Below are 23,878 nucleotides of genomic sequence, written 5' to 3' on the forward strand. Positions count from 1 at the left end.
CGCGTCAGCCGCGCCTGCGCGCTGCGAGGCGTGCGCGCGCGCCGTCGACGATCCACGCGACACCACGCTCGAACGCCTCGTCGCCGCTGCGCTCGCGCAGCGCGGCCCAGCCCTTGGCGAGCAACGGGTATTCGGCCGGGTCCGGCAGCGGCGCATCGGCGTCGCCGTCCGGTTCCGCCTGCTCTTCCAGCACCCATCCGACCACGAAGCGGCCCAGCGCATACATCACGTCGACCGCCTCGTCCGGCGCGAAACCCGCATCGCCGAGCAGCGCGACCTTGCGCTCGATCGAGCTGAAGTGCAGCGCGCGCGGCCGCGTACCGGCATGCAGGCGCGCGCCGTCGCGATAGGCCAGCAGCGCACGACGGAAACTGCGCGCGTTGTCCAAAAGCCACGCATCCCACGCTTCGCCCGGCCGCGGCAGCGACGCATCGTGACGCTCGAGCATGATCGCCTCGGCCATCGCATCGAGCAGTTCACCCTTGTTCTTGAAATGCCAGTAAAGCGTCGGCGACTGCACGCCGAGCCGCTCGGCGAGCTTGCGCGTCGACAGCCCGTCGATGCCGACTTCGTCGAGCAGTTCGAGCGCTGCGCGCAATACCGTGTCGCGCGTCAGCCGCGCCCCTGTGTCCTTCATCTCTATCACCGATAGGGAAAGCTGTGGAATAATCGCCACTCTATCACCGATAGAGTCACGCTCTTGAATCCATCCCTGATTGCCATCCTGGCGACGGTCCTGCTCGACGCGATCGGCGTCGGGATCGTGATGCCGATCCTGCCCGGGCTGCTGCGCTCGCTCGCCGACGCAGGCAGCACCGACACCCATTACGGGATCCTGCTCGCGCTGTACGCGTTCGCGCAGTTCCTGTGCGCCCCGCTGCTCGGCGCGCTGAGCGACCGCTTCGGCCGCCGGCCCGTCCTGCTCGTGTCGCTCGCGGGCGCCGCACTCGACTACCTGCTGATGGCGCTCGCGCCGACCCTCGCGTGGCTTTACGCGGGACGACTGATCGCGGGCATCACCGGTGCGAACGTCGCGGTCGCAACTGCCTACGTCACCGATGTCACAGCCGAACCCGATCGCGCCCGACGCTTCGGCCAGCTCGGCGCGATGATGGGCATCGGCTTCATCGCGGGCCCGCTGATCGGCGGCCTGCTCGGCGCGCTGCACCTGCGTGCACCGTTCGTCGCGGCTGCCGTGCTCAACGCGCTCAATCTCGTGCTCGTCTGGCGCGCGCTGCCGGAGTCACGGCCGCGTTCGGCCCGCGGAGGCCATACGATCGGCGCGCTCAACCCGTTCGCCAGCCTGCGCCGGCTGAGCGGCGCACCGGCGCTCGCACCGCTGATCGGCATTTACGTGATCGTGGCGCTGGTGTCGCAGGCGCCGGCGACGCTATGGATCCTGTACGGCCAGGAGCATTTCGGCTGGTCGACGCCGATCGCGGGGCTGTCGCTGGCAGGCTACGGCGCGTGTCACGCACTCGCGCAGGCGTTCGCGATCGGTCCGCTGATCGCGCGGCTCGGCGAGCGCCGCGCACTGGCTCTGGGCCTTGCGGGCGACGCGCTCGGGCTCGTGGCGATCGCGTTCGCGACCGCCGCGTGGGTGCCGTTCGCGCTGCTGCCGCTGTTCGCAGCAGGCGGCATGACGCTGCCGGCCCTGCAGGCGATGCTCGCGCGGCAGGTCGACGATGCGCGCCAGGGTGAACTGCAAGGCGCGCTCGCGAGCGTGGCGAGCCTGATCGGCGTCGCGGGGCCGCTGGTCGTCACCGCGACCTATGCGGCGACCCGCGCGACGTGGCCGGGGCTCGTCTGGGCCACGGCTGGATTGTTGTACCTGTTCGTGCCGCCGCTGCTAGCCGGCGCACGCAACGCGAATTCGAGCGCACCGCGCCCGTCGGCATGAAAAAAGCCGCCCGGATCGACTCCGGGCGGCTTTCCTTGCTGCATCTGCTGCAGGCAGTGCGTCAGACCACGACCGTCTGCGCCTCGCCTTCGCGGGTCGCACGCACGGTGCCGATCTTCCACACCTGTTCGCCGGCGGCGGTCAGGTCGGCGATCGCTGCGTCGGCATCGGCCGCCGAAACGATCACGGCCATGCCGATGCCGCAGTTGAACACGCGGTGCATTTCCGCATCGGCGACACCGCCGTGCTCCTGCAGCCACTTGAACAGCGGCGGCAGCGGCCATGCGTTCTGGTCGAGCTCGGCGGTGAGGCCTTCGCGCAGCACGCGCGGAATGTTCTCGACGAGACCGCCGCCCGTGATGTGCGCCATGCCCTTCACCGACAGCTTCTGCATCAGTGCGAGCAGCGGCTTCACGTAGATGCGCGTGGGCGCCATCAGCGCGTCGGCCAGCGAGCGGCCGTGGAAATCGGCCGACAGGTCGGGGTTCGCGCGCTCGATGATCTTGCGCACCAGCGAGAAGCCGTTCGAGTGGATGCCGCTCGATGCGAGGCCCAGCACCACGTCGCCTTCGGCGATCGTGCTGCCGTCGATGATCTTGCTCTTCTCGACCGCGCCGACCGCGAAGCCGGCCAGGTCGTACTCGCCGTCCGGGTACATGCCCGGCATTTCGGCCGTTTCACCGCCGATCAGCGCGCAGCCCGACAGTTCGCAACCCTGCGCGATGCCCTTGACGACCGTTGCAGCGGTGTCGACGTCGAGCTTGCCGCACGCGAAGTAATCGAGGAAGAACAGCGGCTCGGCGCCCTGCACGAGGATGTCGTTCACGCTCATCGCGACGAGATCCTGGCCGACGGTGTCGTGTTTGTTCAGATGAAATGCCAGCTTGAGCTTGGTGCCCACGCCGTCGGTGCCCGACACGAGCACGGGCTCCTTGTACTTCTTCGGCACTTCGAACAGCGCGCCGAACCCGCCGATGCCGCCGAGCACGCCGTCGCGCAGGGTTTTCTTCGCAAAAGGCTTGATCTTGTCGATGAGTGCGTCGCCCGCGTCGATGTCGACACCTGCGTCGCGATAGGACAGACCCTGAGCGTCGGGAGCGGATTTCGGAGGATTCATGGGGGAATGCGAGAAGGTCGGTAAAATGCGATTTTACCCGAAGCCGGCCCGTTGGCCGGAATTCCCAGCACCGAATCGTCAGGGATTGCATCTTGGTCAACACGTCCCCGTTTTCATCGCCGAGCGAACCGCGCCGAAACCGGCGTGGCGCCGTGCGTGCGGCCGCGCGTGAAGCCCGTGAAGACGCAAGCCCCGGCGCGTGCCCGGCGTACGGCACGCGTATTTTCAACCGACCCGCATTGTGACTGTTGTGTCCCGTCAACTGACGCTCGATCTCGGCACGCCGCCGCCCGCCACGTTCGACAACTTCATCATGAACGAGGAGAACGACGAGCTCATCTCGCGCCTGCAGAAGCTCGACCTCGCGCTCGCGGCGGGCCCCGTGCCGGATCGGTCGTTCTACATCTGGGGCGAGCCCGGCTGCGGCCGCACCCATCTGCTGCAGGCGCTCGTGAGCGACGCGTCGTACGGCTATGCGCGCTACCTGACGCCGCAGAGCCCGCTCGGCGCGTTCACGTTCGATCCGCGCATCGGCATCTATGCGATCGACGACTGCGACAAGATGAGCGACACGCAGCAGGTCGCGCTGTTCAACCTGTTCAACGAAGTGCGCGCACACCCGTCGAGCGCGTTCGTCGCGGCAGGCCCCGCGGCGCCGCTCGCGCTCGACGTGCGCGAGGATCTCCGCACGCGCCTCGGCTGGGGGCTCGTGTTCCACCTGTCGCCGCCGTCCGACGCCGGCAAGATCGCCGTGCTCAAGCTCGCGGCGAAGGAGCGCGGGATCGCGCTCACCGACGACATCGCCGCCTACCTGCTGACCCATTTCCGCCGCGACATGCCGAGCCTGATGGCACTGCTCGACGCGCTCGACCGCTTCTCGCTCGAGCAGAAACGCGCCGTCACGCTGCCGTTGCTGCGCCGCATGCTGGCGCGTCCCGGCGACGACATCCCACCACCGGGCACGGGCCCGAACCGCTTCGAGTAAAATGCGCTTCCATGACTAATCTGGCACTCTTTGACCTCGATCACACGCTGATCCCGACCGATAGCGACCACGAATGGGGTCGCTTCATGGTGAAGCTCGGCATCGTCGACGCGGAAAGCTTCTCGCGTCAGAACGATCAGTTCTTCGCCGACTACAAGGCCGGCAAGCTCGACATCCACGCGTACCTCACGGCGATGCTCACGCCGCTCGCGAAGTATTCGCGCGCGCAGCTGGCCGAATGGCACGAGCAGTACATGCACGAGGTGATCCGGCCCGCAATGACACCCGCCGCGCTCGAACTCGTGCGCAAGCACCTCGATGCAGGCGACCTGTGCTGCGTGGTGACGGCGACCAACGAATTCATCACGCGCCCGATCGCCACCGCGTTCGGTGTCGACACGCTGATCGCCTGCGAGGTCGAAACGACCGACGGGCATCCCGATTCGCCGTACACGGGCCGGCCGACCGGCACGCCGAGCTATCGCGAAGGCAAGATCGTGCGGACCGAAGCGTGGCTCGCGTCGCTCGGCAAGCAATGGAGCGACTTCACGCATACCTACTTCTACAGCGACTCGCACAACGACATCCCGTTGCTCGAGAAAGTCACCGACCCGATCGCGACCAACCCTGACGACACGCTGCGTGCGCATGCAAGCAACCGCGGCTGGCGCATCCTCGATCTCTTCTGAACGTCGTGATCAAAAAATTCATCCGCAAGCTGCTCGGCCAGGACGAAACCGAGCAAACGTCTCCCGCAACGGCCCCGGCCGAAGAAGCGGCCCCTGCTACCCCGCGCGCCCCGAAGGGCACGCGCGGCGGCGGCGCGAAGAAACCGCGCAGCAACCATGAACCAACCGTCGTGCCGGCCAGCGTGCACGGCATCAACCCGGCGCTGATCTCGAAGAACGCCGTACGCGTGACCGACACGCTGCAGCAGGCGGGCTTCCGTGCGTTCATCGTCGGCGGTGCGGTACGCGACCTGCTGCTCGGCATCGCGCCGAAGGACTTCGACGTCGCGACCGACGCAACGCCGACCGAGGTGCAGCGCCTGTTCCGTCGCGCGCGCCTGATCGGCCGCCGCTTCCAGATCGTGCACGTGCAGTTCGGTCAGGAGCTGATCGAGGTGTCGACGTTCCGCGCGCTGGTCGACGCGCCGCCCGAGGCGGCTGCTGCCACGGCCGAGCCGCCGAAGCGCCTGAAGCGCGACGAACTCGATCGCCGCACGCATGCGGTGGACGCGAGCGGCCGCGTGCTGCGCGACAACGTGTGGGGCGAGCAGCACGAAGACGCCGCGCGCCGCGACTTCACGATCAACGCGATGTACTACGACCCGTCGACGCAGACGGTGCTCGACTACCACGACGGGATGGCCGACGTGCGCGCCCGCCTGTTGCGGATGATCGGCGATCCGGCCACGCGGTTCCGCGAGGATCCGGTGCGGATGCTGCGCGTCGTGCGCTTTGCGGCCAAGCTCGGTTTCGAGATCGAGCCGCACACGCGCGAACCGATCAACGCGCTCGCCGACCTGATCAACAACGTGCCGGCCGCGCGCCTGTTCGACGAAATGCTGAAGCTGCTGCTGTCCGGCCACGCGCTCGCGTGCCTGACGAAGCTGCGCAAGGAAGGCCTGCACCACGGGCTGCTGCCGCTGCTCGACGTCGTGCTCGAACAGCCGCAGGGCGAGAAGTTCATCACGCTCGCGCTGAACAACACCGACGCGCGCGTGCGCGCCGGCAAGACGGTGTCGCCGGGCTTCCTGTTCGCGACGCTGCTGTGGCACGACATGCGCCAGCGCTTCGAGCAATACACGGCCGAAGGCGAAATCCCGGTGCCGGCGCTCCATCGCGCGATGGACGACGTGCTCGACATGCAGACCGAGAAACTCGCGATCCACAAGCGTTACTCGGCCGACATGCGCGAAATCTGGGGCCTGCAGCTGCGCCTCGAGAAACGCTCGGGCCGCAGCGCGATGCGGCTGCTGGAACACCAAAGGTTTAGAGCGGGGTATGATTTCCTCCTGTTACGCTGCGAATCCGGCGAGCTCGATGCGGAAGTCGGACAGTGGTGGACGGATTTCATCGAAGGCGACGCGGCCGCTCGCGAGGCATTGCTCACGCAGGGCGGCACGAAGGAAAAATCGCCCCGCAAGCGGCGCCGCCGCGGCGGCGTGCGAAACCGCAAGCCGGGTGAAGGTGCCGCCGAGCAGGCACCGGATGCCTCGGGCGATACCGCGAGCGGTTCCGACGACTGACGCGCTCGCCGGCGAACGACGTAGGAAGTGATGCCATGACGGTTGCATATATCGGACTGGGGGCGAATCTCGGCGATGCGCGCCAGACCCTGAAGGACGCGGTGGTGTGCCTTGCGCAGCAGCGCACCATCTCGATCCTCGGCAAATCGAGCCTGTATCGCACGGCGCCCTTCGAAGCGGGCGGCGACGACTACTACAACTGCGTCGTCAAGCTCGACACGACGCTGTCGGCCCGCGAGCTGCTCGCGCTGTGCCAGAAGATCGAACATCACTTCGGCCGCGAGCGCCCGTATCGCAACGCGCCGCGCACGCTCGATCTCGACATCCTGCTGTTCGGCGACGATTCGATCGACGAGCCCGACCTGATCGTCCCGCATCCGCGCCTCACCGACCGTGCGTTCGCACTCGTGCCGCTCGTCGAGATCGAGCCGGCACTCGACATCCCCGCGCGCGGCCGGGCCGATGCCTTCCTCGCCGCCGTCGCGGACCAGCGCGTCGAGAAGGTGCAGACCTGCCAGTGCCTGATGCAGAAAGCGCTCGCCGCCAGCGAAGCCGCCGACAAGAACCGCTGCCGATGACCCCGACTCCCCTCACCGTCACCGCGCCCGACCTGCGCGCCCCGCATCGCTATCTCGTGATCGAAGGCCCGATCGGCGTCGGCAAGACGACGCTCGCGCGCCTGCTCGGCGAACGCTGGTCGATGCAGACGCTGCTCGAGCGCCCGCAGGACAACCCGTTCCTCGAACGCTTCTATCGCGACACCGCGCGCTACGCGCTGCCCGTGCAGCTGTCGTTCGCGCTGCAGCGCGCGCAGCAGGCTCGTGAGCTGATCGGTGCGCTCGAAACGGGCCGCCCGGTCATCGCCGATTTCATGCCGCAGAAGAACGACATCTTCGCGCGGCTGAACCTGCCGGAAGACGAGTGGCAGCTCTATCGCTCGGTCGCGACGCACGTCGACGTGCCTCAGGCGCCGTCGCCCGACCTCGTCGTCTACCTGCAGGCAAGCCCGGAAGTGCTGTTCTCGCGCATCCAGAAGCGCGGGCTGCCGATGGAACTGCAGATCAGCGATGCGTACCTGCGCTCGCTCGTCGACGCGTACAACGAATTCTTCTACCACTACGACCGCACGCCGGTGCTGACGGTCGCAGCCGAACACCTGAACCCGCTGGATTCCCCCGAAGATCTCGCCCTGCTGGTCGAGCGCATCGAGACGATGCGCGGCCGCAAGGAATTCTTCGTCAAGGGCGAAACGACGCGCTGACGCGTCCTCGCCTGTCGTTCCTCACCCATTCGAACCGGATTTCCCATGACCTATCTCCAGGAATCGAGCCGGCCTGCCGTCACGGTGCCCAAGCTGCAGGCAATGCGCGACGCCGGCGAGAAGATCGCGATGCTCACCTGCTACGACGCGAGCTTTTCCGCACTGCTCGACCGTTCGGGCGTCGACGTGCTGCTGATCGGCGATTCGCTCGGCAACGTGCTGCAGGGCCACACGACCACGCTGCCCGTGTCGCTCGACGACATCGCATATCACACCGCCTGCGTGGCCCGTGCGCAGCCGCGCGCGCTGATCATGGCCGACCTGCCGTTCGGCACGTACGGCACGCCGGCCGAGGCATTCGCAAGCAGCGTCAAGCTGATGCGCGCCGGGGCGCAGATGGTCAAGCTGGAAGGCGGCGAATGGCTCGCCGAGACGATCCGCTTCCTCGTGGAGCGCGCGGTGCCCGTGTGTGCGCACGTGGGCCTCACGCCGCAGTCGGTGCACGCGTTCGGCGGCTTCAAGGTGCAAGGCAAGACCGAAGCCGGCGCCGCGCAACTGCTGCGCGACGCGCGCGCGGTCGAAGCGGCCGGGGCGCAGGTCGTCCTGCTCGAAGCCGTGCCGACGCTGATCGGGTCCGAAGTCACGCAGATGCTGCGCGTGCCGACGATCGGCATCGGCGCAGGCGCCGACTGCTCGGGCCAGGTGCTCGTGCTGCACGACATGCTCGGTGTGTTCCCCGGCAAACGGCCGCGCTTCGTGAAGGATTTCATGCAGGGCGAATCGAATATCCAGGCGGCCGTCGAAGCGTACGTGCGCGCGGTGAAGGACGGTTCGTTCCCCGGCCCCGAGCATTCGTTCTGAGGTCCGGCGAAGTGCCGGCGATGCGTTCGCCGGCGCCCCGATGAAAAAAGCGCGGCGCCCTTTGCGGGGCGCCGCGCTTTTTCTTGCTTACGCTGCCAGTAGCGGTCGATGATCTACCGGTTACTTCAGTACCGCGTCGAGCGCGCCGCGCAGCGCGTTGGTCAGCAAGAGCGCCTCCGCACGCGCGAGATCGTCGCCAGTCACGACCCGCTCCGTCGCGCCGAACGCACGATCGTCAAGCAGCACGCCGCGCATCACGCCCGGCAGCACGCCGGACTCGAGCGGCGGCGTCACCCACCGGCCGTCGAGCTTCACGAACAGGTTCGAGCGCCCGCCTTCCGTCACCTCGCCGCGCTCGTTGACGAACAGCATGTCGAAACCGCCGAGCGCCTCCGCCGCCTGCCACGCGCAATCGTATTCGGCGCGGCGCGTGGTCTTGTGCAGCAGCAGCGCATCGTTCGCCCGGGTCGGCGCGAAGCCGTGCGCGGACGCCAGCAGCACGCCGACCGGCCCCGCCGGCAGCGGCTTGAGCGGCGCCGCAATGATCTCGATCGTGCCGTCCTTCGCGAGCGCGAGCTTCATCCGGTAAGCGCCGTCGCCATCGAGCGCCGCGCAGCGCGCGTCGATCTCGCGACGCAACGCGTCGGCGTCGAAGCGGAAACCGAACGCATCCGCGCTACGCTGCAGCCGCGCCAGATGGCGATCGAGATGCCGGATGCCGTCCGCACGCGTGGCGGCCGTCGTTTCGAACAGCTGGAAGCCGGGATCGGCGTCCGTCAGGAATCGCGCTTTCAATTCGCACTCCGCATATTCGTCCGACGCGACACTGTCGAGCACGATGCCCGCGCCGACGCCCATCGTGCCGCGGCGCCGGCCGGCGATTGCCGCTTCCGGACGGCGTGTTTCGGCATCGGTTCGCGTCACACCTTCGCAGTCAGCGCTTTCGCCGGCCGCATCGAGCGTCAGCGTACGAATCGCGACCGACAGGCAGAAATCGCCGCAACCGGCCAGGCGATCGCCCGGCGCGTCGGATTCGGCATCTTGCTTCGCAGCGTCAAGCCAGCCGATCGCGCCCGTATAGAGCCCGCGCGGTGTCGACTCGATCGCGTCGATCAGTTCCATCGTCTTGTGCTTCGGCGCACCCGTGATCGATCCGCACGGAAACAGCGCGCGCAGCATCTGCGCGAATGTCGTCCCGTCGCGCCAGCCGGCCTCGACCGTCGACGTCATCTGCCACACCGACGCATACGGCTCGACGGAAAACAACGCCGGCACGCGGACCGTGCCGGTGCGCGCGATCCGCGACACGTCGTTGCGCAGCAGGTCGACGATCATCACGTTTTCCGCGCGGTTCTTCGGATCGTTCGCGAGAAACGCGGCGGCGGCCGCATCGTCGCGCGGGTCGGCCGAACGTGGTGCGGTGCCCTTCATCGGCCGCGCGCGCAGCACGTCGCCGTGCTTCTCGACGAACAGCTCGGGCGAGCACGACACGACCCACGTGCCGTCGGGCAACGCGATCAGCGCGCCGTAGCGCACGGGCTGGCGCGCACGCAGCCGCCGGTACAGCGCGAGCGGCGTGCCGAACACGTCGAAGTTCAGCCGGTACGTGTAGTTGACCTGATACGAATCGCCCGCGCGCAGCGCGTCGTGCACTGCGGCGATCGCCGCGTCGAACGCATCGCGCGACACGCTCTTCCCGACATGCGCGACGCCCGCAATCGACGGCGTACCGCCGCCGTCCTGGTGCGCGAGCCACGCGTCGACTTCGTCGCACGACAGGCGCTCGCAGCACGCATACAGCAAAAAGCGCAGCGGGGCATGGCCCGGCTGCGCTCGTTGCAGGTTGCGTCCGAATTCGTAATCGCCGACGACGACCGCGTGCAGCCCGTCGCGCAGGTCCTGCGCCACGGCCGCGTCGACCTCGTCGAGCCGAGCCGGATCCGTGCACACGCGTTCGCGCACGAACCCCGAATACAAACGACTCGACCGCGCGAGCGCGGTCGAGTCGCAATCGTCCAAGAGCGCGAACGACGCGCTCTCGTTGCCTTCAGTCATGCTGTTACTCGAGTTACTCGAAGAAGCTCTTCACACGGTCGAACCAGCTCTTGCTCTGCGGGCTGTGACGCGCGCCGCCCTCGGCCAGCGATTTCTCGAACTGCTTGAGCAGGTCGCGCTGGTTGTCGGTCAGCTTCACCGGCGTCTCGACCTGCACGTGGACGTACAGATCGCCCGCGATGCTCGAACGCAGCCCCTTGATGCCCTTGCCGCGCAGGCGGAACGTCTTGCCCGACTGCGTGCCTTCCGGTACCGGGAACGAAGCACGACCGGCCAGCGTCGGCACCTCGATCTCGCCGCCAAGCGCGGCGGTCGTGAACGGGATCGGCATCTGGCAGTGGAGATCGTCGCCGTCGCGCTCGAACACCGAGTGCGGCTTGATGTGGATCTCGACGTACAGGTCGCCCGGCGGCCCGCCGTTGATGCCCGGTTCGCCGTTGCCGGCCGAGCGGATCCGCATCCCGTCGTCGATCCCGGCCGGGATCTTCACTTCGAGCGTCTTGGTTTCCTTCACCTTGCCCGACCCGTGGCAATGCACGCACGGCTCGGGGATGTAGGTGCCCGTGCCGTGGCACTTCGGGCAGGTCTGCTGGATGCTGAAGAAGCCCTGCGACATGCGCACCGTGCCCTGGCCGTGACAGGTCGGGCAGGTTTCCGGCTTCGTGCCGGGCTTCGCGCCCGACCCGTGGCAGACCTCGCACGACACCCAGCTCGGCACGCGGATCTGCGTGTCGTAGCCGTGTGCAGCCTGCTCGAGCGTGATTTCCATGCTGTAGCGCAGGTCCGCGCCGCGATACACCTGCGGGCCGCCACGGCCGCCGCGCGCGGCACCGCCCGCGGCCTGGCCGAAGATGTCGCCGAAGATGTCGCCGAACGCGTCCGCGAAACCGCCGAAACCCTGACCACCCGCACCGCCCATGTTCGGATCGACGCCCGCATGGCCGTACTGGTCGTACGCCGCCCGCTTCTGGCCGTCCGACAGCATTTCATAGGCTTCCTTCGCCTCCTTGAAATGCTCTTCCGCATCCTTGTTGTCCGGATTGCGGTCAGGGTGATACTTCATCGCAAGCTTGCGATACGCCTTCTTGATTTCGTCGTCGCTCGCATTCTTCGCGACGCCCAGAACCTCGTAGTAATCCCGTTTCGCCATATCGATTCACTGTGCCGCCGCGCATCGCGCACACGGCGGCTCCTTTCGCCTGCAGTAAAGTCTCTCGACTCGTCTGGCGCTGCGCCCGCCGCGGACGGCTCGCGCAGCACCCGCCAAAAAACAAATGTGCCCGGAGGGCCGCGAAGCCCGCCAGGCGTGGAGTCGATCCGGCCATCCGGAAGGAAAGACAGACCGCTTGTCAGCCAACCCGTCGGCCGCGCCGCGCGCGGGTTGCGCGCGCGGCGTGCGGCACCGGGGCAACCCGGCTTAGTCCTTCTTCACTTCCTTGAACTCGGCGTCGACGACATCGTCGGCAGCCTGCTGTGCGCCGCCCGCGTGAGCCGCGCCTTCCGCCGCACCCGCTGCGCCGGCCGCACCTGCTTGCTGGGCCTGCATGTCGGCGTACATCTTTTCGCCGAGCTTTTGCGAAACCTTGCCGAGTTCCTCGACCTTCGCGTCGATCGCAGCCTTGTCGGCGGACGTGTCCTTCAGCACTTCCTCGAGCGACTTCAGCGACGCTTCGATGGCTTCCTTCTCGCCCGCGTCCAGCTTGTCGCCGTACTCGGTCAGCGCCTTCTTCGTGCTGTGGACCAGCGCGTCGCCCTGGTTGCGCGAATCAGCCAGCTCGCGCAGCTTGTGATCTTCCGCTGCGTTCGCTTCCGCGTCCTTGATCATCTGGTCGATTTCAGCCTCGGACAGGCCCGAGTTCGCCTTGATCGTGATCTTGTTTTCCTTGCCGGTCGCCTTGTCCTTCGCGCCGACGTGCAGGATGCCGTTCGCGTCGATGTCGAAGGTCACTTCGATCTGCGGCACGCCGCGCGGTGCCGGCGGGATGCCTTCGAGGTTGAACTCGCCGAGCAGCTTGTTGCCGGCTGCCATTTCGCGTTCGCCCTGGAACACCTTGATCGTCACGGCGCCCTGGTTGTCGTCCGCCGTCGAGTACACCTGAGCGTGCTTCGTCGGGATCGTCGTGTTCTTGCTGATCATCTTCGTCATCACGCCGCCGAGCGTCTCGATACCGAGCGACAGCGGGGTCACGTCGAGCAGCAGCACGTCCTTGCGGTCGCCCGACAGGACCTGGCCCTGGATCGCCGCGCCGACTGCGACGGCTTCGTCCGGGTTCACGTCACGGCGCGGATCCTTGCCGAAGAATTCCTTCACCTTCTCCAGCACCTTCGGCATACGCGTCTGGCCGCCGACCAGGATCACGTCGTCGATGTCCGACACCTTGACGCCTGCGTCCTTGATCGCGATGCGGCACGGTTCGATCGTGCGCTCGACCAGGTCTTCCACCAGCGCTTCCAGCTTCGCGCGGGTGATCTTCAGGTTCAAGTGCTTCGGGCCCGATGCGTCAGCCGTGATGTACGGCAGGTTGATTTCGGTCTGCTGGCTCGACGACAGCTCGATCTTCGCCTTTTCAGCGGCTTCCTTCAGGCGCTGCAGCGCGAGCACGTCCTTCGACAGGTCGACGCCCTGCTCCTTCTTGAACTCGCCGATGATGTAATCGATGATGCGCTGGTCGAAGTCTTCGCCGCCGAGGAACGTGTCGCCGTTGGTCGACAGCACTTCGAACTGCATTTCGCCGTCGACGTCCGCGATTTCGATGATCGACACGTCGAACGTGCCGCCGCCGAGGTCATACACGGCGATCTTGCGGTCGCCCTTCTCGGCCTTGTCGAGGCCGAACGCGAGCGCAGCCGCGGTCGGCTCGTTGATGATCCGCTTGACTTCGAGGCCTGCGATGCGGCCGGCGTCCTTGGTTGCCTGGCGCTGGCTGTCGTTGAAGTACGCCGGCACCGTGATCACGGCTTCCGTGACCGGCTCGCCGAGGTAGTCTTCTGCCGTCTTCTTCATCTTGCGCAGCACTTCCGCCGAAACCTGCGGCGGCGCGAGCTTCTCGCCGTGCGCTTCAACCCATGCGTCGCCGTTGTCGGCCTTGATGATGGTGTACGGCATCAGGCCGATGTCCTTCTGGACTTCCTTCTCTTCGAAGCGGCGGCCGATCAGGCGCTTCACTGCGAACAGCGTGTTCTTCGGGTTGGTCACCGACTGGCGCTTGGCCGGCGCGCCGACGAGCACTTCGTTGTCGTCCATGTAGGCGATGATCGACGGCGTGGTGCGCGTGCCTTCCGAGTTCTCGATGACCTTGACCTGGTTGCCTTCCATGATGGCGACGCACGAGTTCGTGGTGCCGAGGTCAATACCGATGATCTTTCCCATTTTTCCTAATCTCCAGAAATGCTTGTTTGCTGCGCAAAACGCCGCGTTTGTGGGCGGTTTCGCGCGCCAGAATTCAACTCTGTTCCCGAAATGCGTCCGTCCGATCCGTTTTCAAGACCCGACGAGCGATGCGGATATTAAATTTTTTCAATCGCTGCCTGCTAGCGGATCGCCGCCCGACGGATCGCCGCCCGACGCGGCGATTTTCGCGCGTGCCGCCGACACCGCTGCCTGGAACTGCGCGAGGCCATGCCAGCCCGTCGCGCGCCCGAGCCGCTTGCCACGGTGGAAGAAGAACCACGTCGGCACGCCGTGCAGCCCGAAGCGGCGCCCCAGCTGGTGGTGTTCGTACACGTTGCAATGGAACCACTTCAGGTCCAGCGCGCGGATCGCGTCGGGCTGGGCAAGCATCGCCTTCTTCGCGATCTCGCAGTTGAAGCAGTCGACGCCCCAGAAGAACACCACCGCGAGCGCGTCACCCGCGCCGCCGATCGCCGCGTCGAACGTGCCGGCGTCCAGCGCCTGCATGTCGAACGCGTTGAACGCGACCGGATCGACGCCGGCTGGCAGCATCGCGACGGCCTTACTTCGGCTGCGCGACGGTGACGAGCGCCGGACGCAGCACGCGGTCGGCGATCGTGTAGCCCTTTTGCAGCACGGTGACGACGGTGTTCGGCTCCTGCTCGGCCGGCACCATCGAAATTGCCTGGTGCTGATGCGGATCGAACTTCTCGCCGACCGGGTTCAGCGCGACGACGCGGCCCTTCTCGAGCGCGCTCGTCAGCTGGCGCAGCGTCAACTCGACGCCTTCGCGCACCTTCGCGATGTCGCCGGACGTATCGTTGACGGCCGCTTCCAGGCTGTCCAGCACGGGCAGCAGGTGCTCCGCGAAGCTCTCGATCGCGAACTTGTGCGCCTTCGCGACGTCGTCCTGCGCGCGGCGGCGGACGTTCTCGGTTTCGGCCTTCGCCCGCAGGTAGCTCTCCTGCAGCTCGGCGACCTTGGCTTGAGCCTCCGCGAGCGCCGCGTCGGCTGCTTCGGCGGCGGGAGCAGCGCCTTGCGCCGCCTGCTTCTCGCTGCCGATATCTTCGGCCGATTGGGATGCCGGGTTCTCTTGCGTGTTTTCCATGTCGCTGAAAGTCGATTAGAGGTTGAAGCCAAATCGGCAACCGCCGGACTATATATCCGGTGGCACCGCACATTGCTGGTGCAAATAAGGGTGAAAACGACGATTTCAAGAGGGTTATTCGCCGGCATTCTCCAATACCGCGAAACAACCGCGCGTCACGCCGGGGCATCGGCCGCATAGTCCGCCAGATCGGGCGAAACGGCCGGTAACAACGCTTACCTGGCAAGTACTAGCTTGGCACAGGCCCGCTGCACTACACTCCACTCAAGCGTCGGAAAAGCGTGTTTACCCCTAGCTGACCGTCGCCTGACATCCACCTGGCGCCGTTTTCACCCTTCTTCTCGAGGGGAGTACCATGAAACTGACCTTTGCGATCTCGGTGGTCGCGCTGGTACTCATTGCCGGCACCACCACCATCTGCCTGTCGGGAGCCGTCACCGACCGCACGACCGAATACGGAAGCGCGCGGGCGACGTTCGACCAGATGTTCAGCTCCCACCAGAAAATCTGTCGATGATGCGCCGGTCGCGCTTCGTCGGCCGGCCGTGCAGCTCGGCTGCCGGCTCGCGATACGTGCGGCGCCGCTCCAGTTCGGCGAGCCGCGCGGCCCGCCCTGCTTCCGTTTCCGCGTAAAGCGTCTGTGCGACGCTCGCCGGCCCGCGCACGTCGCACACGCCGAGCACGGCAATGTGCCAGACGATGCCGTCGATCGCAATCTCGACCTCGTCGCCCACGTGCACTTCCTTCGCCGGCTTGACCGCCGCGCCGCCGATCTTCACGTGCCCCTTGTCGACCGCATCGGTCGCGAGCGAGCGCGTCTTGAAGAACCGGGCCGCCCACAGCCATTTGTCGATGCGCAGCTTCGCGCCCGGTTCGGTCGAAATCTTGTAGTTCATCGCAGCCTCCGCCGGGCCGCCCGAAGGAGGCTGACCGCCCCCTCGGGCGGCAGTGAACGAAATGAGCGTGGGGGTCGTTTCATCTCAACCCACGGTTTCGGGCTGCGCGGCCCTGACCGGCCAGCCCTGCAGATTCTCGGCGACGATCTCGCCGAGCGCACCGATCCACGCGGGCGCGCCATTCAGGCATGGAATGCGGTGAAACGCCTTGCCACCGCCGGCGAGGAACTCGTCACGCACTTCCATGCCGATCTCCTCGATCGTCTCCAGGCAGTCGGCCGTGAAACCGGGACAGAACACGTCGGCCCGCCGCACGCCGGCCTCGCCGAACTCGCGCAGCGTCGGCGCGGTGTAAGGCTGCAGCCATTCGGCCTTGCCGAAGCGCGACTGGAACGTGACGCGGCATTCGGTGGTCGACAGCCCGAGCGCGGCCATCAGCAGCGCGCCCGTTTGCTGGCACTGGTCGTGATAGGGGTCGCCGAGGTCGAGCGTGCGCTTCGGCACGCCGTGAAAGCTCAGCACGAGCTTGTCGCCGGCCGCGAAGTCGGGCCGGCCGTGCTGCGCCCAATACTGGCGCACCTGCTCGGCCAGCGCATGGATATAGGCCGGATGGTCGGCGTAGTGCCGCACCGTGCGCACCTCGGGCTGGTTGCGCATGCGCGCGAGCGCTTCGAAGGCGGCGTCGAAGGCCGTGGCCGTGGTCGACGCCGAATATTGCGGGTACATCGGCATCAGCAGCACGCGCTCGACGCCCGCGCGCTTGAACTGCGCGAGCGCGTGCGAAATGTTCGGGCTGCCGTAGCGCATCGCGTAGTCGACCTGCACTTGATAGCCGTTCGACACGAGCAGGTGCCGCACGCTGTCGGTCTGGCGTTCCGTGTACACGCGCAGCGGCGAGCCCTCGGGCATCCAGACGGCTGCGTATTTCTTTGCAGACGCGCGGCCGCGCAGCGGCAGGATCACCGTGCGCAGCAGCACCTGCCAGATAGCCTGCGGAATCTCGACGACCCGCGGATCCGACAGGAATTCGGCCAGGTAGCGCCGTACCGCGCGCGGCGTGGGTGCGTCGGGCGTGCCGAGATTGATTAGCAGCACGCCGATGCGATGGGCAGCCGCGGTGCTCGAAGGCGGCTCAAGATCGAAACGCATGGGCAATTACGTGCTCTGGGCACGGGACCGGACGGCTCTCAATTATAGCGGGCCGCTGCGCGCCGGTCGGCTGGCCGTTCGGCCGACTGTCGGCACACACGGTGCCGCGGCACGATGACGGGGCAGGATCGGGCTGGCGACGGCAGGCTACTGCTGGCTCAGCGTGAGCGACAGCAGGCGCGCGGTGATGTCGACGATCGGTATCACGCGGTTGTACGCCATGCGGGTCGGGCCGATCACGCCGAGCGTGCCGACGATCTGCCCGTTCACCTCGTAAGGCGCGGTCACGACGCTCATTTCCTCGATCGGCACGAGCGTCGATTCGCCGCCAATGAAGATCTGCACGCCCTGGGCGTGGCTCGACACGTCGAGCAGTTGCAGGAGGCCCGTCTTTTGGTCGAATACGTCGAACAGCTTGCGCAGCCGAGCCATGTCGGACGAAAGATCCGCCACTTCGAGCAGGTTGCGCTCGCCGGAAATCAGCACGGTGTCCTCGGTGTCCGGCACCTCGGTGCTAGCCGTCACGGCGGCATGCATCAGCGCGGTCATGTCGCCGCGCAACTGGTCGATCTCGTCGCGCAGGCGGCGGCGCACCTCGTCGAACGACAGTCCGGCGAAATGCGCGTTGATGTAGTTGGACGCCTCGGTCAGTTGCGACGGCGAGTAATCGCGCGGCGTCGCGAGCATCCGGTTCTGCACGTCGCCCTCGGGCGTGACGATGATCAGCAGGATGCGCTTGTCCGACAGGCGCATGAACTCGATCTGCTTGAACACGTGGCTGCGGCGCGGCGTCAGCACCACGCCCGCGAACTGCGACAGGTTGGACAGCACGCTCGCGGCGGCCGCCACGACGCGCTGCTGCGGCTCGCCGGCCTGCAGCGTGTTCTGCACCTGCCGCGCAACGGCTTCGGCGTCGATCGGCGCCTCGACCGTCAGCATCGTGTCGACGAACAGCCGGTAGCCGCGGGGCGTCGGCACGCGGCCGGCCGACGTGTGCGGGCTCGACACGAGGCCGAGCTCCTCCAGGTCGGACATCACGTTGCGGATCGTTGCCGGGCTCAACTCGAGCCCGGAGTAACGGGACAACGTGCGCGATCCGACTGGCTGACCGTCGGCGATATACCGTTCGATCAGGGTTTTCAGGAGGGTTCGTGCGCGAGGATCTAGCATGGTGGAAAATTTTAGCGCAACCGCGCGACCACGGCGAGTGGCGTCGGTTGCCGTTGCGCGGGCCGGCCCGATCCGGCCCCGTCTGCCCACAGCCGGTTCTTTTCGTCAACGAGCTATGGTGTAATGCCGGCATGAAAACCGGTAATCAGTTCAACACTGTCGCGCTCGTCGGCCGGAGCAACACGCCGAACATCGCCGAGCCGCTCGCCACACTGGCCGCCTGCGTCGCCAAGCGGGGCTTCGAGGTCGTCTTCGAAGCCGAAACCGCGCGCGAGATCGGCATCACCGGCTATCCGGCGCTGACCCCGGCCGAAATCGGGGCGCGCGCCGACGTGGCGGTCGTACTGGGCGGCGACGGGACGATGCTCGGCATCGGCCGTCAGCTCGCGCCGTACAGGACACCGCTGATCGGGATCAACCACGGGCGGCTCGGCTTCATCACCGATATCGCGGCGGCCGACATGCAGGCGCTCGTCCCGGTGATCCTGTCGGGCAAGTTCGAGCGCGAGGAGCGCGCGCTGCTCGAGGCCCGGATCATGCGCGACGGCGAACCGATCTACCACGCGCTCGCCTTCAACGACGTCGTCGTGAACCGCAGCGGCTTCTCCGGGATGGTCGAGCTGCGCGCATCGGTCGACGGCCGGTACATGTACAACCAGCGTTCGGACGGCCTGATCGTCGCCACGCCGACCGGCTCGACCGCTTACGCACTGTCGTCGGCCGGCCCGATCCTCCATCCGCAGCTGGCGGGCATCGTGCTCGTGCCGATCGCGCCGCACGCGCTGTCGAACCGGCCGATCGTGCTGCCCGACGATTCGAAAATCGCGATCCAGATCGTCGGCGGGCGCGACGTCAACGTGAACTTCGACATGCAGTCGTTCACCGCGCTCGAACTGAACGACACGATCGAGGTGCGCCGCTCGAAGCACACGGTGCCGTTCCTGCACCCGATCGGCTACAGTTACTACGCAACGCTGCGCAAGAAGCTGCACTGGAACGAACACGCCTCGAACGAAGACGACAAGGCGTCCTGACGCCGCTCTGCCCGACATCATGCTCCGCCACCTCTCGATCCGCGACTTCGTCATCGTCGCCGCGCTCGATCTCGAATTCGACAGCGGCTTTTCCGTCTTTTCCGGTGAAACCGGCGCCGGGAAATCGATCCTGATCGACGCCCTCGCCCTCGCGCTCGGCGAACGTGCCGACGCGAGCGTCGTGCGCACCGGCTGCAGCCGCGCCGACATCACCGCCGAATTCACGCCGCACGACCGCGTCGCGCGCTGGCTCGACGAACACGCGTTCGACACCGAGGACACCGTGATGCTGCGCCGCGTGATCGATGCGAACGGCCGGTCGCGCGCGTTCATCAACGGCACCAGCGCGACGCTCGCGCAGCTGCGCGAGCTTGGCGAAATGCTCGTCGACATCCACGGCCAGCATGCGCACCAGCTGCTGATGCGGCCCGATGCGCAGCGCGAGTTGTTCGATACGCACGCGGGCCTCGTCGCCGATGCCGCGAACGTCGCGCGCGCATGGCGCGTGTGGCGCGACGCGACGCAGGCGATCGAGGCAGCCAAAGCGCACGAGCGCGAGCTGCAGCTCGAACGCGAAAAGCTCGCCTGGCAGCTCGCCGAACTCGACAAGCTCGCGCCGCAAGCCGGCGAATGGGACGAAGTCAGCAACGAGCACAAGCGCCTGTCGCATTCGGCGAACCTGATCGAAGGCGTGCGCGGTGCGCTTAACGCGCTGTCCGAGTCCGACGACGCGATGCTCGCGCAGCTCGGCGCGATCGTGTCGAAGCTGCGCAGCCTCGCCGACTACGACACCTCGCTCAGCGACGCGCTCGCGTCGCTCGAACCGGCCGAGATCCAGTTGCAGGAAGCCGTCTATTCGCTGCAGCACTATGCGCAGCGCGTCGATCTCGATCCCGAACGGCTCGCGCAGGTCGAAACGCGTCTCGATGCGCTGCACTCGACCGCCCGCAAGTTCCGCTTGCCGCCCGACACGCTGCACGAAGAACACGCGGCACGCCGCGCGCAGCTCGCCGCACTCGATGCGGCGGCCGATCTCGGCGCGCTCGTGGCGGCGCAGACCAAGGCGCGGGAAGCCTATCTCGCCGACGCCAAACACCTGTCCAAGGCACGCGCGCAGGCCGCCAAGGCGCTCGGCACGGCCGTCACGGCCGGCATGCAGGAACTGTCGATGGCGGGCGGGAGCTTCGAAGTCGCGCTCGTGCCGCTCGCCGACGGCGGCCCGCACGGGCTCGAGCAGGTCGAATTCCGGGTCGCCGGGCACCCCGGCGTGCCGCTGCGGCCGCTCGCGAAGGTTGCGTCGGGCGGCGAGCTCGCGCGGATCAGCCTCGCGCTCGCGGTGATCGCCAGCGCGGCAAGCCCGACGCCGACGCTGATCTTCGACGAAGTCGATACGGGCATCGGCGGCGGCGTCGCCGAAGTGGTCGGCCGCCTGCTGCACCAGCTCGGGCGCGATCGCCAGGTGCTGTGCGTGACACACCTGCCGCAAGTCGCCGCGCGCGGGGATCACCACTACCAGGTCGCAAAAGGCGCCGACGACCGTGGCGGTACGGTGTCGACCGTCGTCGCACTCGACCGCGCCAGCCGCATCGAGGAAGTCGCACGGATGCTCGGCGGCCTCGAGATCACGGCGACCACGCGCAAGCACGCGAAGGAAATGCTGGCCGCCTGACGCAGGCCACCCGTTATCCGTTCATCGATCGCAAAAAGACCGGCGCACGCGCCGGTCTTTTTTTGGCCCCGGTGGCGCAAGCGCGTCCATCCTGCCGCACCGCGTCGAACGGCCGTTTCAACTATCCGTTTCAACCGTCCCGAACACGCGCTCCCACAGCGCCGTGACAGCGGCCCGCTCGTCGGCCACCACCGCCGGATCGACCCGCGCCTTTTCCATGCCATCGAGCCGCAGCTTGTGCTGCAGCTTCCGATACTTCCGGTACGCCGCACCCACCCGCTCGGCCTCGTCCTCGCCCATCAACCCGAAGCGCGCGACCTCGCGCAGCAGCGCGATGTTGCCCGTGTTGCGGATCAGCTCGGCATCGCTCGACGCGTGCAGCAGCACCCAGTACTGGACGATGAACTCGATGTCGACCATCCCGCCGCGATCGTGCTTCAAGTCGAACAGCTCGGTCTGGTTCGGGTGGCCGGCGAACACCTTGCCGCGCATGTCGACGATTTCCTTCGCAAGCACGCCGCCGTCGCGCGGCGTCGTCAGCACCTGCTGGCGGATCGCCTCGAAGTCCGCGCCGATCTGCGCGTCGCCCGCGCTGTAGCGGGCACGCGTCAGCGCCTGGTGCTCCCAGACCCACGCGGTATTCGCGGCGTCGCCCTCGCGCAGCTGGTAGCGGCGGAACGCGTCGAGATCGGTGACGAGCAGCCCGGCCTCGCCGTTCGGCCGCAGCCGCAGGTCGATGTCGAACAGCGCGCCCGCCCCGGTCGCCGTGGTGAGCCACGTGATCAGGCGCCGCGTGAAGGTCGTGTAGACGTCCGCCGAGCGCTCGTCGGCGTCGTCGTACAGGAAGATCAGGTCGAGATCCGATGCGTAGCCGAGCTCCTTGCCGCCGAGCTTGCCGTACGCGATCACCGCGAACTTCGGCACGTCGCGATGGCGCTTCGCAAGCTGCGACCAGACGACTTCGATCGTCACGTCGAGCACCGCGTCGGCCAGCTCGGAAAGCCGGTCGCTCACGTGTTCGACCGACAGTTGCCCGGCCAGATCGATCAGCAGGATCCGGAACACCTCCGCGTGCTGGGCGTGCCGCAGCAGGTCCATCTGTTGCTCGGGGCCGTCGGCCGCGGCGAGTCGCGCGCGCAGTGCGTCCTTGAACGCGGGCCAGTCGAACGGGCTCGCGATCGCCTCGTCGTCGAGCAGTTCGTCGAGCAGCTGCGGATGGCGGATCAGGTAGCCGCCGCCCCAGCGCGTCGCACCGAGCACCGACAGCACGCGGTCGAGCGCGGCCGGATATTCGGTCAGCAATGCGAGATAGACACCGCGCCGGCTGACCGTCTCGAGCAGGTCGAACAGGCGCACGATCGTGTCGTCGCGGCGCGCGGCGTCGATGTTCGGCGCGGCGTCGAGCGCCCGCTGCGCGACGCTGTCGAAGCGCTGCCGGCTCTTTTCCGGCAGGCCCGTGTAGCGCGACGACTGCCAGATCGCGCGCAGCCGGGCGAGCACGGTGGCCGGATCCTTGAAACCGAGGCCGTCGAGACGCGCGACCAGCGCGTCGTCCTCGCCGTCGTCGGCCAGCGCGCCGCTCCAGATCCACGCGGCTGCCGTGTCGTCGCCGGCCGCGCAGGGCGCGCCGCTCGCCTTGTCGGCAAAAATCTGGTCGAACTGCGCTTCGACGAACGTGCGGTGGCCGTCCAGCACCGTCATCAGCGCCGCGTAGTCGGCAAAGCCCAGCGACGCGGCCAGCGCCGCGCGTTCGTCGGGCTCGACCGGCATCGCGTGCGTCTGCGCGTCGTTGCGGTACTGCAGCCGGTGCTCGAGCGTGCGCAGGAAATTGTAGGCATCGGTCAGGCGCGCACGCACATCCTCGCCGATCAGCCCGCGCGCCTGCGCATGGCGCAGCACCGCGAGCGTCGGCCGCACGCGGAACTCCGCATCCTGGCCGCCGCGGATCAGCTGGAACACCTGCGCACTGAATTCGATCTCGCGGATCCCGCCGCGCCCGAGCTTGATGTCGTCGGCCTTGTCGGGCCGCATCGACGCGCGGCGCGCGGCTTCCTGCCGGATCTGCTGGTGCAGCGAGCGGATCGCGCCGATCACGCCGAAGTCGAGATAGCGGCGGTAGACGAACGGCTTGACGAGCGACTCGAGTTGCGACTCCAGCCGTTGCGCCGCGTCGCTTTCGCCCTCCGACACGAGCCGCCCCTTGATCCACGCGTAGCGCTCCCACTCGCGGCCCTGCACGTAGAAATATTCCTCGAGCATGCCGAGGCTGCAGACGAGCGGCCCCGAATCGCCGTTCGGACGCAGCCGCATGTCGACGCGAAACACGTAGCCGTCGGCCGTGACTTCCGACAACACGCCGATCAGCCGCCGGCCGAGCCGCGTGAAGTATTCCTGCGTGGACAACGGCGAACGCGTGCCGCCGGTCGTCTCGCCGTCGTCCTCGTAGACGAAGATCAGGTCGATGTCCGACGACACGTTCAGCTCGCGGCCGCCGAGCTTGCCCATCCCGACCACGCCGAGCACGACGCGCTGGCCGTCGGCGCCGCGCGGCTCGCCGTAAAGCGCCTCGAGCTCGGCCGACAGCAGCGCGAGCGAGCGCTGCACCGACACCTCGGCGAGATCGGTCATCGCGCCCGTCACTTCGGCGACGTCGGCCAGCCCGCGCAGGTCGCGCTCCGCGACCGCGCCAAACACCTCGGCGCGCAGTTGCCGCAGCGCGCGCTTCAGTTGCTCCTCGGTCGGCGCAGCCGCGCCGGCGGCCGGCGTGCCGAGCAGCTCGGTGAGGCGCGCATCCTGCTGCGCGCGGGTGAGCGGTGCGGCGGCCCACACGGCGATCTGTTCGGCCAGCGCGGGCCGCGCGGCGGCCGCTCGGGCCAGGTAACGGGAATAGGACGTGCAGATCAGGGCGGAAGCGTCGGTCATCGAGAAGCGGGCCTGGCGGAACGGCCGGCCGGCACGGGAAACGCACGCGCGCCCCGCTCCCGACCGGCTCCATGGACTCGGCGCGGCGTCGCGGGGCAGGTGCGCCCGT

The 23,878-nt window shown here is 67.5% G+C and carries 21 protein-coding genes; 10 read left to right on the forward strand and 11 right to left on the reverse strand.

Annotation, left to right across the window (positions count from 1 at the left end):
• Positions 1-4 precede the first annotated feature (4 nt).
• Positions 5-637: a tetracycline resistance transcriptional repressor TetR gene (gene tetR, locus FFS49_RS25715; RefSeq protein ID WP_105816000.1), complete on the reverse strand. Its 633-nt coding sequence runs from the start codon at positions 635-637 to the stop codon at positions 5-7.
• Positions 638-700: 63 nt separating this feature from the next.
• Here tetR and tet point away from each other — a divergent pair, with 63 nt between their 5' ends.
• On the forward strand, positions 701-1,900 hold the full coding sequence (gene tet / locus FFS49_RS25720) for a Tet(A)/Tet(B)/Tet(C) family tetracycline efflux MFS transporter (RefSeq protein WP_105815999.1): 1,200 nt from the start codon (positions 701-703) through the stop codon (positions 1,898-1,900).
• Between the two features lie 61 nt (positions 1,901-1,961).
• Here the strand turns inward: tet and purM are convergent, their stop codons facing one another.
• Positions 1,962-3,017 (reverse strand): phosphoribosylformylglycinamidine cyclo-ligase, encoded by a 1,056-nt coding sequence (purM, locus tag FFS49_RS25725; protein WP_006484927.1) that lies wholly within the window; start codon positions 3,015-3,017, stop codon positions 1,962-1,964.
• Positions 3,018-3,267: 250 nt separating this feature from the next.
• Here purM and hda point away from each other — a divergent pair, with 250 nt between their 5' ends.
• The 6 genes from hda to panB are packed head-to-tail and all read left to right on the forward strand — an operon-like array spanning position 3,268 to position 8,375.
• Positions 3,268-4,002 carry a DnaA regulatory inactivator Hda gene (gene hda / locus FFS49_RS25730; RefSeq protein WP_039361344.1) on the forward strand — a complete coding sequence of 245 codons (735 nt, stop codon included), beginning with the start codon at positions 3,268-3,270 and terminating at the stop codon, positions 4,000-4,002.
• A gap of 11 nt (positions 4,003-4,013) precedes the next feature.
• Positions 4,014-4,691, forward strand: a complete 678-nt coding sequence (locus FFS49_RS25735; RefSeq protein WP_039361346.1) for an HAD family hydrolase — start codon at positions 4,014-4,016, stop codon at positions 4,689-4,691.
• Positions 4,692-4,696: 5 nt separating this feature from the next.
• Positions 4,697-6,253, forward strand: coding sequence for a polynucleotide adenylyltransferase PcnB (gene pcnB / locus FFS49_RS25740; protein WP_071333954.1), 1,557 nt, complete (start codon positions 4,697-4,699; stop codon positions 6,251-6,253).
• A gap of 35 nt (positions 6,254-6,288) precedes the next feature.
• Complete coding sequence (folK, locus tag FFS49_RS25745) at positions 6,289-6,831, forward strand: 2-amino-4-hydroxy-6-hydroxymethyldihydropteridine diphosphokinase (protein WP_039361350.1); 543 nt, start codon at positions 6,289-6,291, stop codon at positions 6,829-6,831.
• Complete coding sequence (locus FFS49_RS25750) at positions 6,828-7,514, forward strand: deoxynucleoside kinase (protein WP_039361352.1); 687 nt, start codon at positions 6,828-6,830, stop codon at positions 7,512-7,514. Before folK ends, FFS49_RS25750 begins: the two co-directional genes overlap by 4 nt.
• 45 nt (positions 7,515-7,559) lie before the next feature.
• The gene (panB, locus tag FFS49_RS25755; RefSeq protein WP_105815997.1) at positions 7,560-8,375 is read left to right on the forward strand and encodes a 3-methyl-2-oxobutanoate hydroxymethyltransferase; all 816 of its coding nucleotides are present in this window, start codon (positions 7,560-7,562) and stop codon (positions 8,373-8,375) included.
• A 120-nt stretch (positions 8,376-8,495) separates the two neighbouring features.
• On the opposite strand, the gene FFS49_RS25760 is transcribed toward panB, so the two are convergent.
• The 5 genes from FFS49_RS25760 to grpE form a co-directional block, all read right to left on the reverse strand.
• The gene (locus FFS49_RS25760) at positions 8,496-10,430 is read right to left on the reverse strand and encodes a bifunctional anthranilate synthase component I family protein/class IV aminotransferase (protein WP_105815996.1); all 1,935 of its coding nucleotides are present in this window, start codon (positions 10,428-10,430) and stop codon (positions 8,496-8,498) included.
• A 13-nt stretch (positions 10,431-10,443) separates the two neighbouring features.
• Complete coding sequence (gene dnaJ / locus FFS49_RS25765) at positions 10,444-11,580, reverse strand: molecular chaperone DnaJ (RefSeq protein ID WP_039361355.1); 1,137 nt, start codon at positions 11,578-11,580, stop codon at positions 10,444-10,446.
• Between the two features lie 267 nt (positions 11,581-11,847).
• Positions 11,848-13,800, reverse strand: a complete 1,953-nt coding sequence (gene dnaK / locus FFS49_RS25770; protein ID WP_039361356.1) for a molecular chaperone DnaK — start codon at positions 13,798-13,800, stop codon at positions 11,848-11,850.
• Positions 13,801-13,947: 147 nt separating this feature from the next.
• On the reverse strand, positions 13,948-14,373 hold the full coding sequence (locus FFS49_RS25775) for a thioredoxin family protein (protein ID WP_105815995.1): 426 nt from the start codon (positions 14,371-14,373) through the stop codon (positions 13,948-13,950).
• 10 nt (positions 14,374-14,383) lie between these two features.
• Positions 14,384-14,929, reverse strand: a complete 546-nt coding sequence (gene grpE / locus FFS49_RS25780; protein ID WP_039361358.1) for a nucleotide exchange factor GrpE — start codon at positions 14,927-14,929, stop codon at positions 14,384-14,386.
• Positions 14,930-15,284: 355 nt separating this feature from the next.
• Between grpE and FFS49_RS42110 the strand changes: the two genes are divergently transcribed.
• The gene (locus tag FFS49_RS42110; protein WP_006476841.1) at positions 15,285-15,446 is read left to right on the forward strand and encodes a hypothetical protein; all 162 of its coding nucleotides are present in this window, start codon (positions 15,285-15,287) and stop codon (positions 15,444-15,446) included.
• Here FFS49_RS42110 and FFS49_RS25790 read toward each other — a convergent pair.
• The 3 genes from FFS49_RS25790 to hrcA all read right to left on the reverse strand — a co-directional run bounded on the left by FFS49_RS25790 (position 15,418) and on the right by hrcA (position 18,144).
• Positions 15,418-15,825 (reverse strand): RNA-binding S4 domain-containing protein, encoded by a 408-nt coding sequence (locus FFS49_RS25790; RefSeq protein WP_105815994.1) that lies wholly within the window; start codon positions 15,823-15,825, stop codon positions 15,418-15,420. The two genes, FFS49_RS42110 and FFS49_RS25790, sit on opposite strands and share 29 nt — an antisense overlap.
• Before the next feature lie 84 nt (positions 15,826-15,909).
• Positions 15,910-16,974 (reverse strand): ferrochelatase, encoded by a 1,065-nt coding sequence (hemH, locus tag FFS49_RS25795; protein ID WP_105815993.1) that lies wholly within the window; start codon positions 16,972-16,974, stop codon positions 15,910-15,912.
• A 147-nt stretch (positions 16,975-17,121) separates the two neighbouring features.
• Positions 17,122-18,144, reverse strand: a complete 1,023-nt coding sequence (gene hrcA / locus FFS49_RS25800) for a heat-inducible transcriptional repressor HrcA (protein WP_031399637.1) — start codon at positions 18,142-18,144, stop codon at positions 17,122-17,124.
• A 131-nt stretch (positions 18,145-18,275) separates the two neighbouring features.
• Between hrcA and FFS49_RS25805 the strand changes: the two genes are divergently transcribed.
• Together FFS49_RS25805 and recN are read left to right on the forward strand one after the other, a co-directional pair.
• Positions 18,276-19,178 (forward strand): NAD kinase, encoded by a 903-nt coding sequence (locus tag FFS49_RS25805; RefSeq protein WP_039361361.1) that lies wholly within the window; start codon positions 18,276-18,278, stop codon positions 19,176-19,178.
• A gap of 19 nt (positions 19,179-19,197) precedes the next feature.
• The gene (gene recN, locus FFS49_RS25810) at positions 19,198-20,847 is read left to right on the forward strand and encodes a DNA repair protein RecN (protein WP_105815992.1); all 1,650 of its coding nucleotides are present in this window, start codon (positions 19,198-19,200) and stop codon (positions 20,845-20,847) included.
• A gap of 117 nt (positions 20,848-20,964) precedes the next feature.
• Here recN and glnE read toward each other — a convergent pair whose 3' ends face one another.
• Positions 20,965-23,769 (reverse strand): bifunctional [glutamate--ammonia ligase]-adenylyl-L-tyrosine phosphorylase/[glutamate--ammonia-ligase] adenylyltransferase, encoded by a 2,805-nt coding sequence (glnE, locus tag FFS49_RS25815; protein WP_105815991.1) that lies wholly within the window; start codon positions 23,767-23,769, stop codon positions 20,965-20,967.
• Between the last annotated feature and the right edge of the window lie 109 nt (positions 23,770-23,878).

The sequence above is a fragment of the Burkholderia sp. 4NA327C6 genome, from assembly GCF_005502655.1.
In the GTDB taxonomy this organism is placed as follows: domain Bacteria; phylum Pseudomonadota; class Gammaproteobacteria; order Burkholderiales; family Burkholderiaceae; genus Burkholderia; species Burkholderia contaminans.

What these genes read in the sequence shown, in the direction of transcription:
- tetR (WP_105816000.1), bottom strand. Translation starts at nt 637, where the DNA reads ATGAAGGACACAGGGGCGCGGCTGACGCGCGACACGGTATTGCGCGCA.
- purM (WP_006484927.1), bottom strand. Translation starts at nt 3,017, where the DNA reads ATGAATCCTCCGAAATCCGCTCCCGACGCTCAGGGTCTGTCCTATCGC.
- FFS49_RS25735 (WP_039361346.1), top strand. Translation starts at nt 4,014, where the DNA reads ATGACTAATCTGGCACTCTTTGACCTCGATCACACGCTGATCCCGACC.
- folK (WP_039361350.1), top strand. Translation starts at nt 6,289, where the DNA reads ATGACGGTTGCATATATCGGACTGGGGGCGAATCTCGGCGATGCGCGC.
- FFS49_RS25750 (WP_039361352.1), top strand. Translation starts at nt 6,828, where the DNA reads ATGACCCCGACTCCCCTCACCGTCACCGCGCCCGACCTGCGCGCCCCG.
- panB (WP_105815997.1), top strand. Translation starts at nt 7,560, where the DNA reads ATGACCTATCTCCAGGAATCGAGCCGGCCTGCCGTCACGGTGCCCAAG.
- FFS49_RS25760 (WP_105815996.1), bottom strand. Translation starts at nt 10,430, where the DNA reads ATGACTGAAGGCAACGAGAGCGCGTCGTTCGCGCTCTTGGACGATTGC.
- dnaJ (WP_039361355.1), bottom strand. Translation starts at nt 11,580, where the DNA reads ATGGCGAAACGGGATTACTACGAGGTTCTGGGCGTCGCGAAGAATGCG.
- dnaK (WP_039361356.1), bottom strand. Translation starts at nt 13,800, where the DNA reads ATGGGAAAGATCATCGGTATTGACCTCGGCACCACGAACTCGTGCGTC.
- FFS49_RS25775 (WP_105815995.1), bottom strand. Translation starts at nt 14,373, where the DNA reads ATGCTGCCAGCCGGCGTCGATCCGGTCGCGTTCAACGCGTTCGACATG.
- grpE (WP_039361358.1), bottom strand. Translation starts at nt 14,929, where the DNA reads ATGGAAAACACGCAAGAGAACCCGGCATCCCAATCGGCCGAAGATATC.
- FFS49_RS42110 (WP_006476841.1), top strand. Translation starts at nt 15,285, where the DNA reads ATGAAACTGACCTTTGCGATCTCGGTGGTCGCGCTGGTACTCATTGCC.
- FFS49_RS25790 (WP_105815994.1), bottom strand. Translation starts at nt 15,825, where the DNA reads ATGAACTACAAGATTTCGACCGAACCGGGCGCGAAGCTGCGCATCGAC.
- hemH (WP_105815993.1), bottom strand. Translation starts at nt 16,974, where the DNA reads ATGCGTTTCGATCTTGAGCCGCCTTCGAGCACCGCGGCTGCCCATCGC.
- hrcA (WP_031399637.1), bottom strand. Translation starts at nt 18,144, where the DNA reads ATGCTAGATCCTCGCGCACGAACCCTCCTGAAAACCCTGATCGAACGG.
- FFS49_RS25805 (WP_039361361.1), top strand. Translation starts at nt 18,276, where the DNA reads ATGAAAACCGGTAATCAGTTCAACACTGTCGCGCTCGTCGGCCGGAGC.
- recN (WP_105815992.1), top strand. Translation starts at nt 19,198, where the DNA reads ATGCTCCGCCACCTCTCGATCCGCGACTTCGTCATCGTCGCCGCGCTC.
- glnE (WP_105815991.1), bottom strand. Translation starts at nt 23,769, where the DNA reads ATGACCGACGCTTCCGCCCTGATCTGCACGTCCTATTCCCGTTACCTG.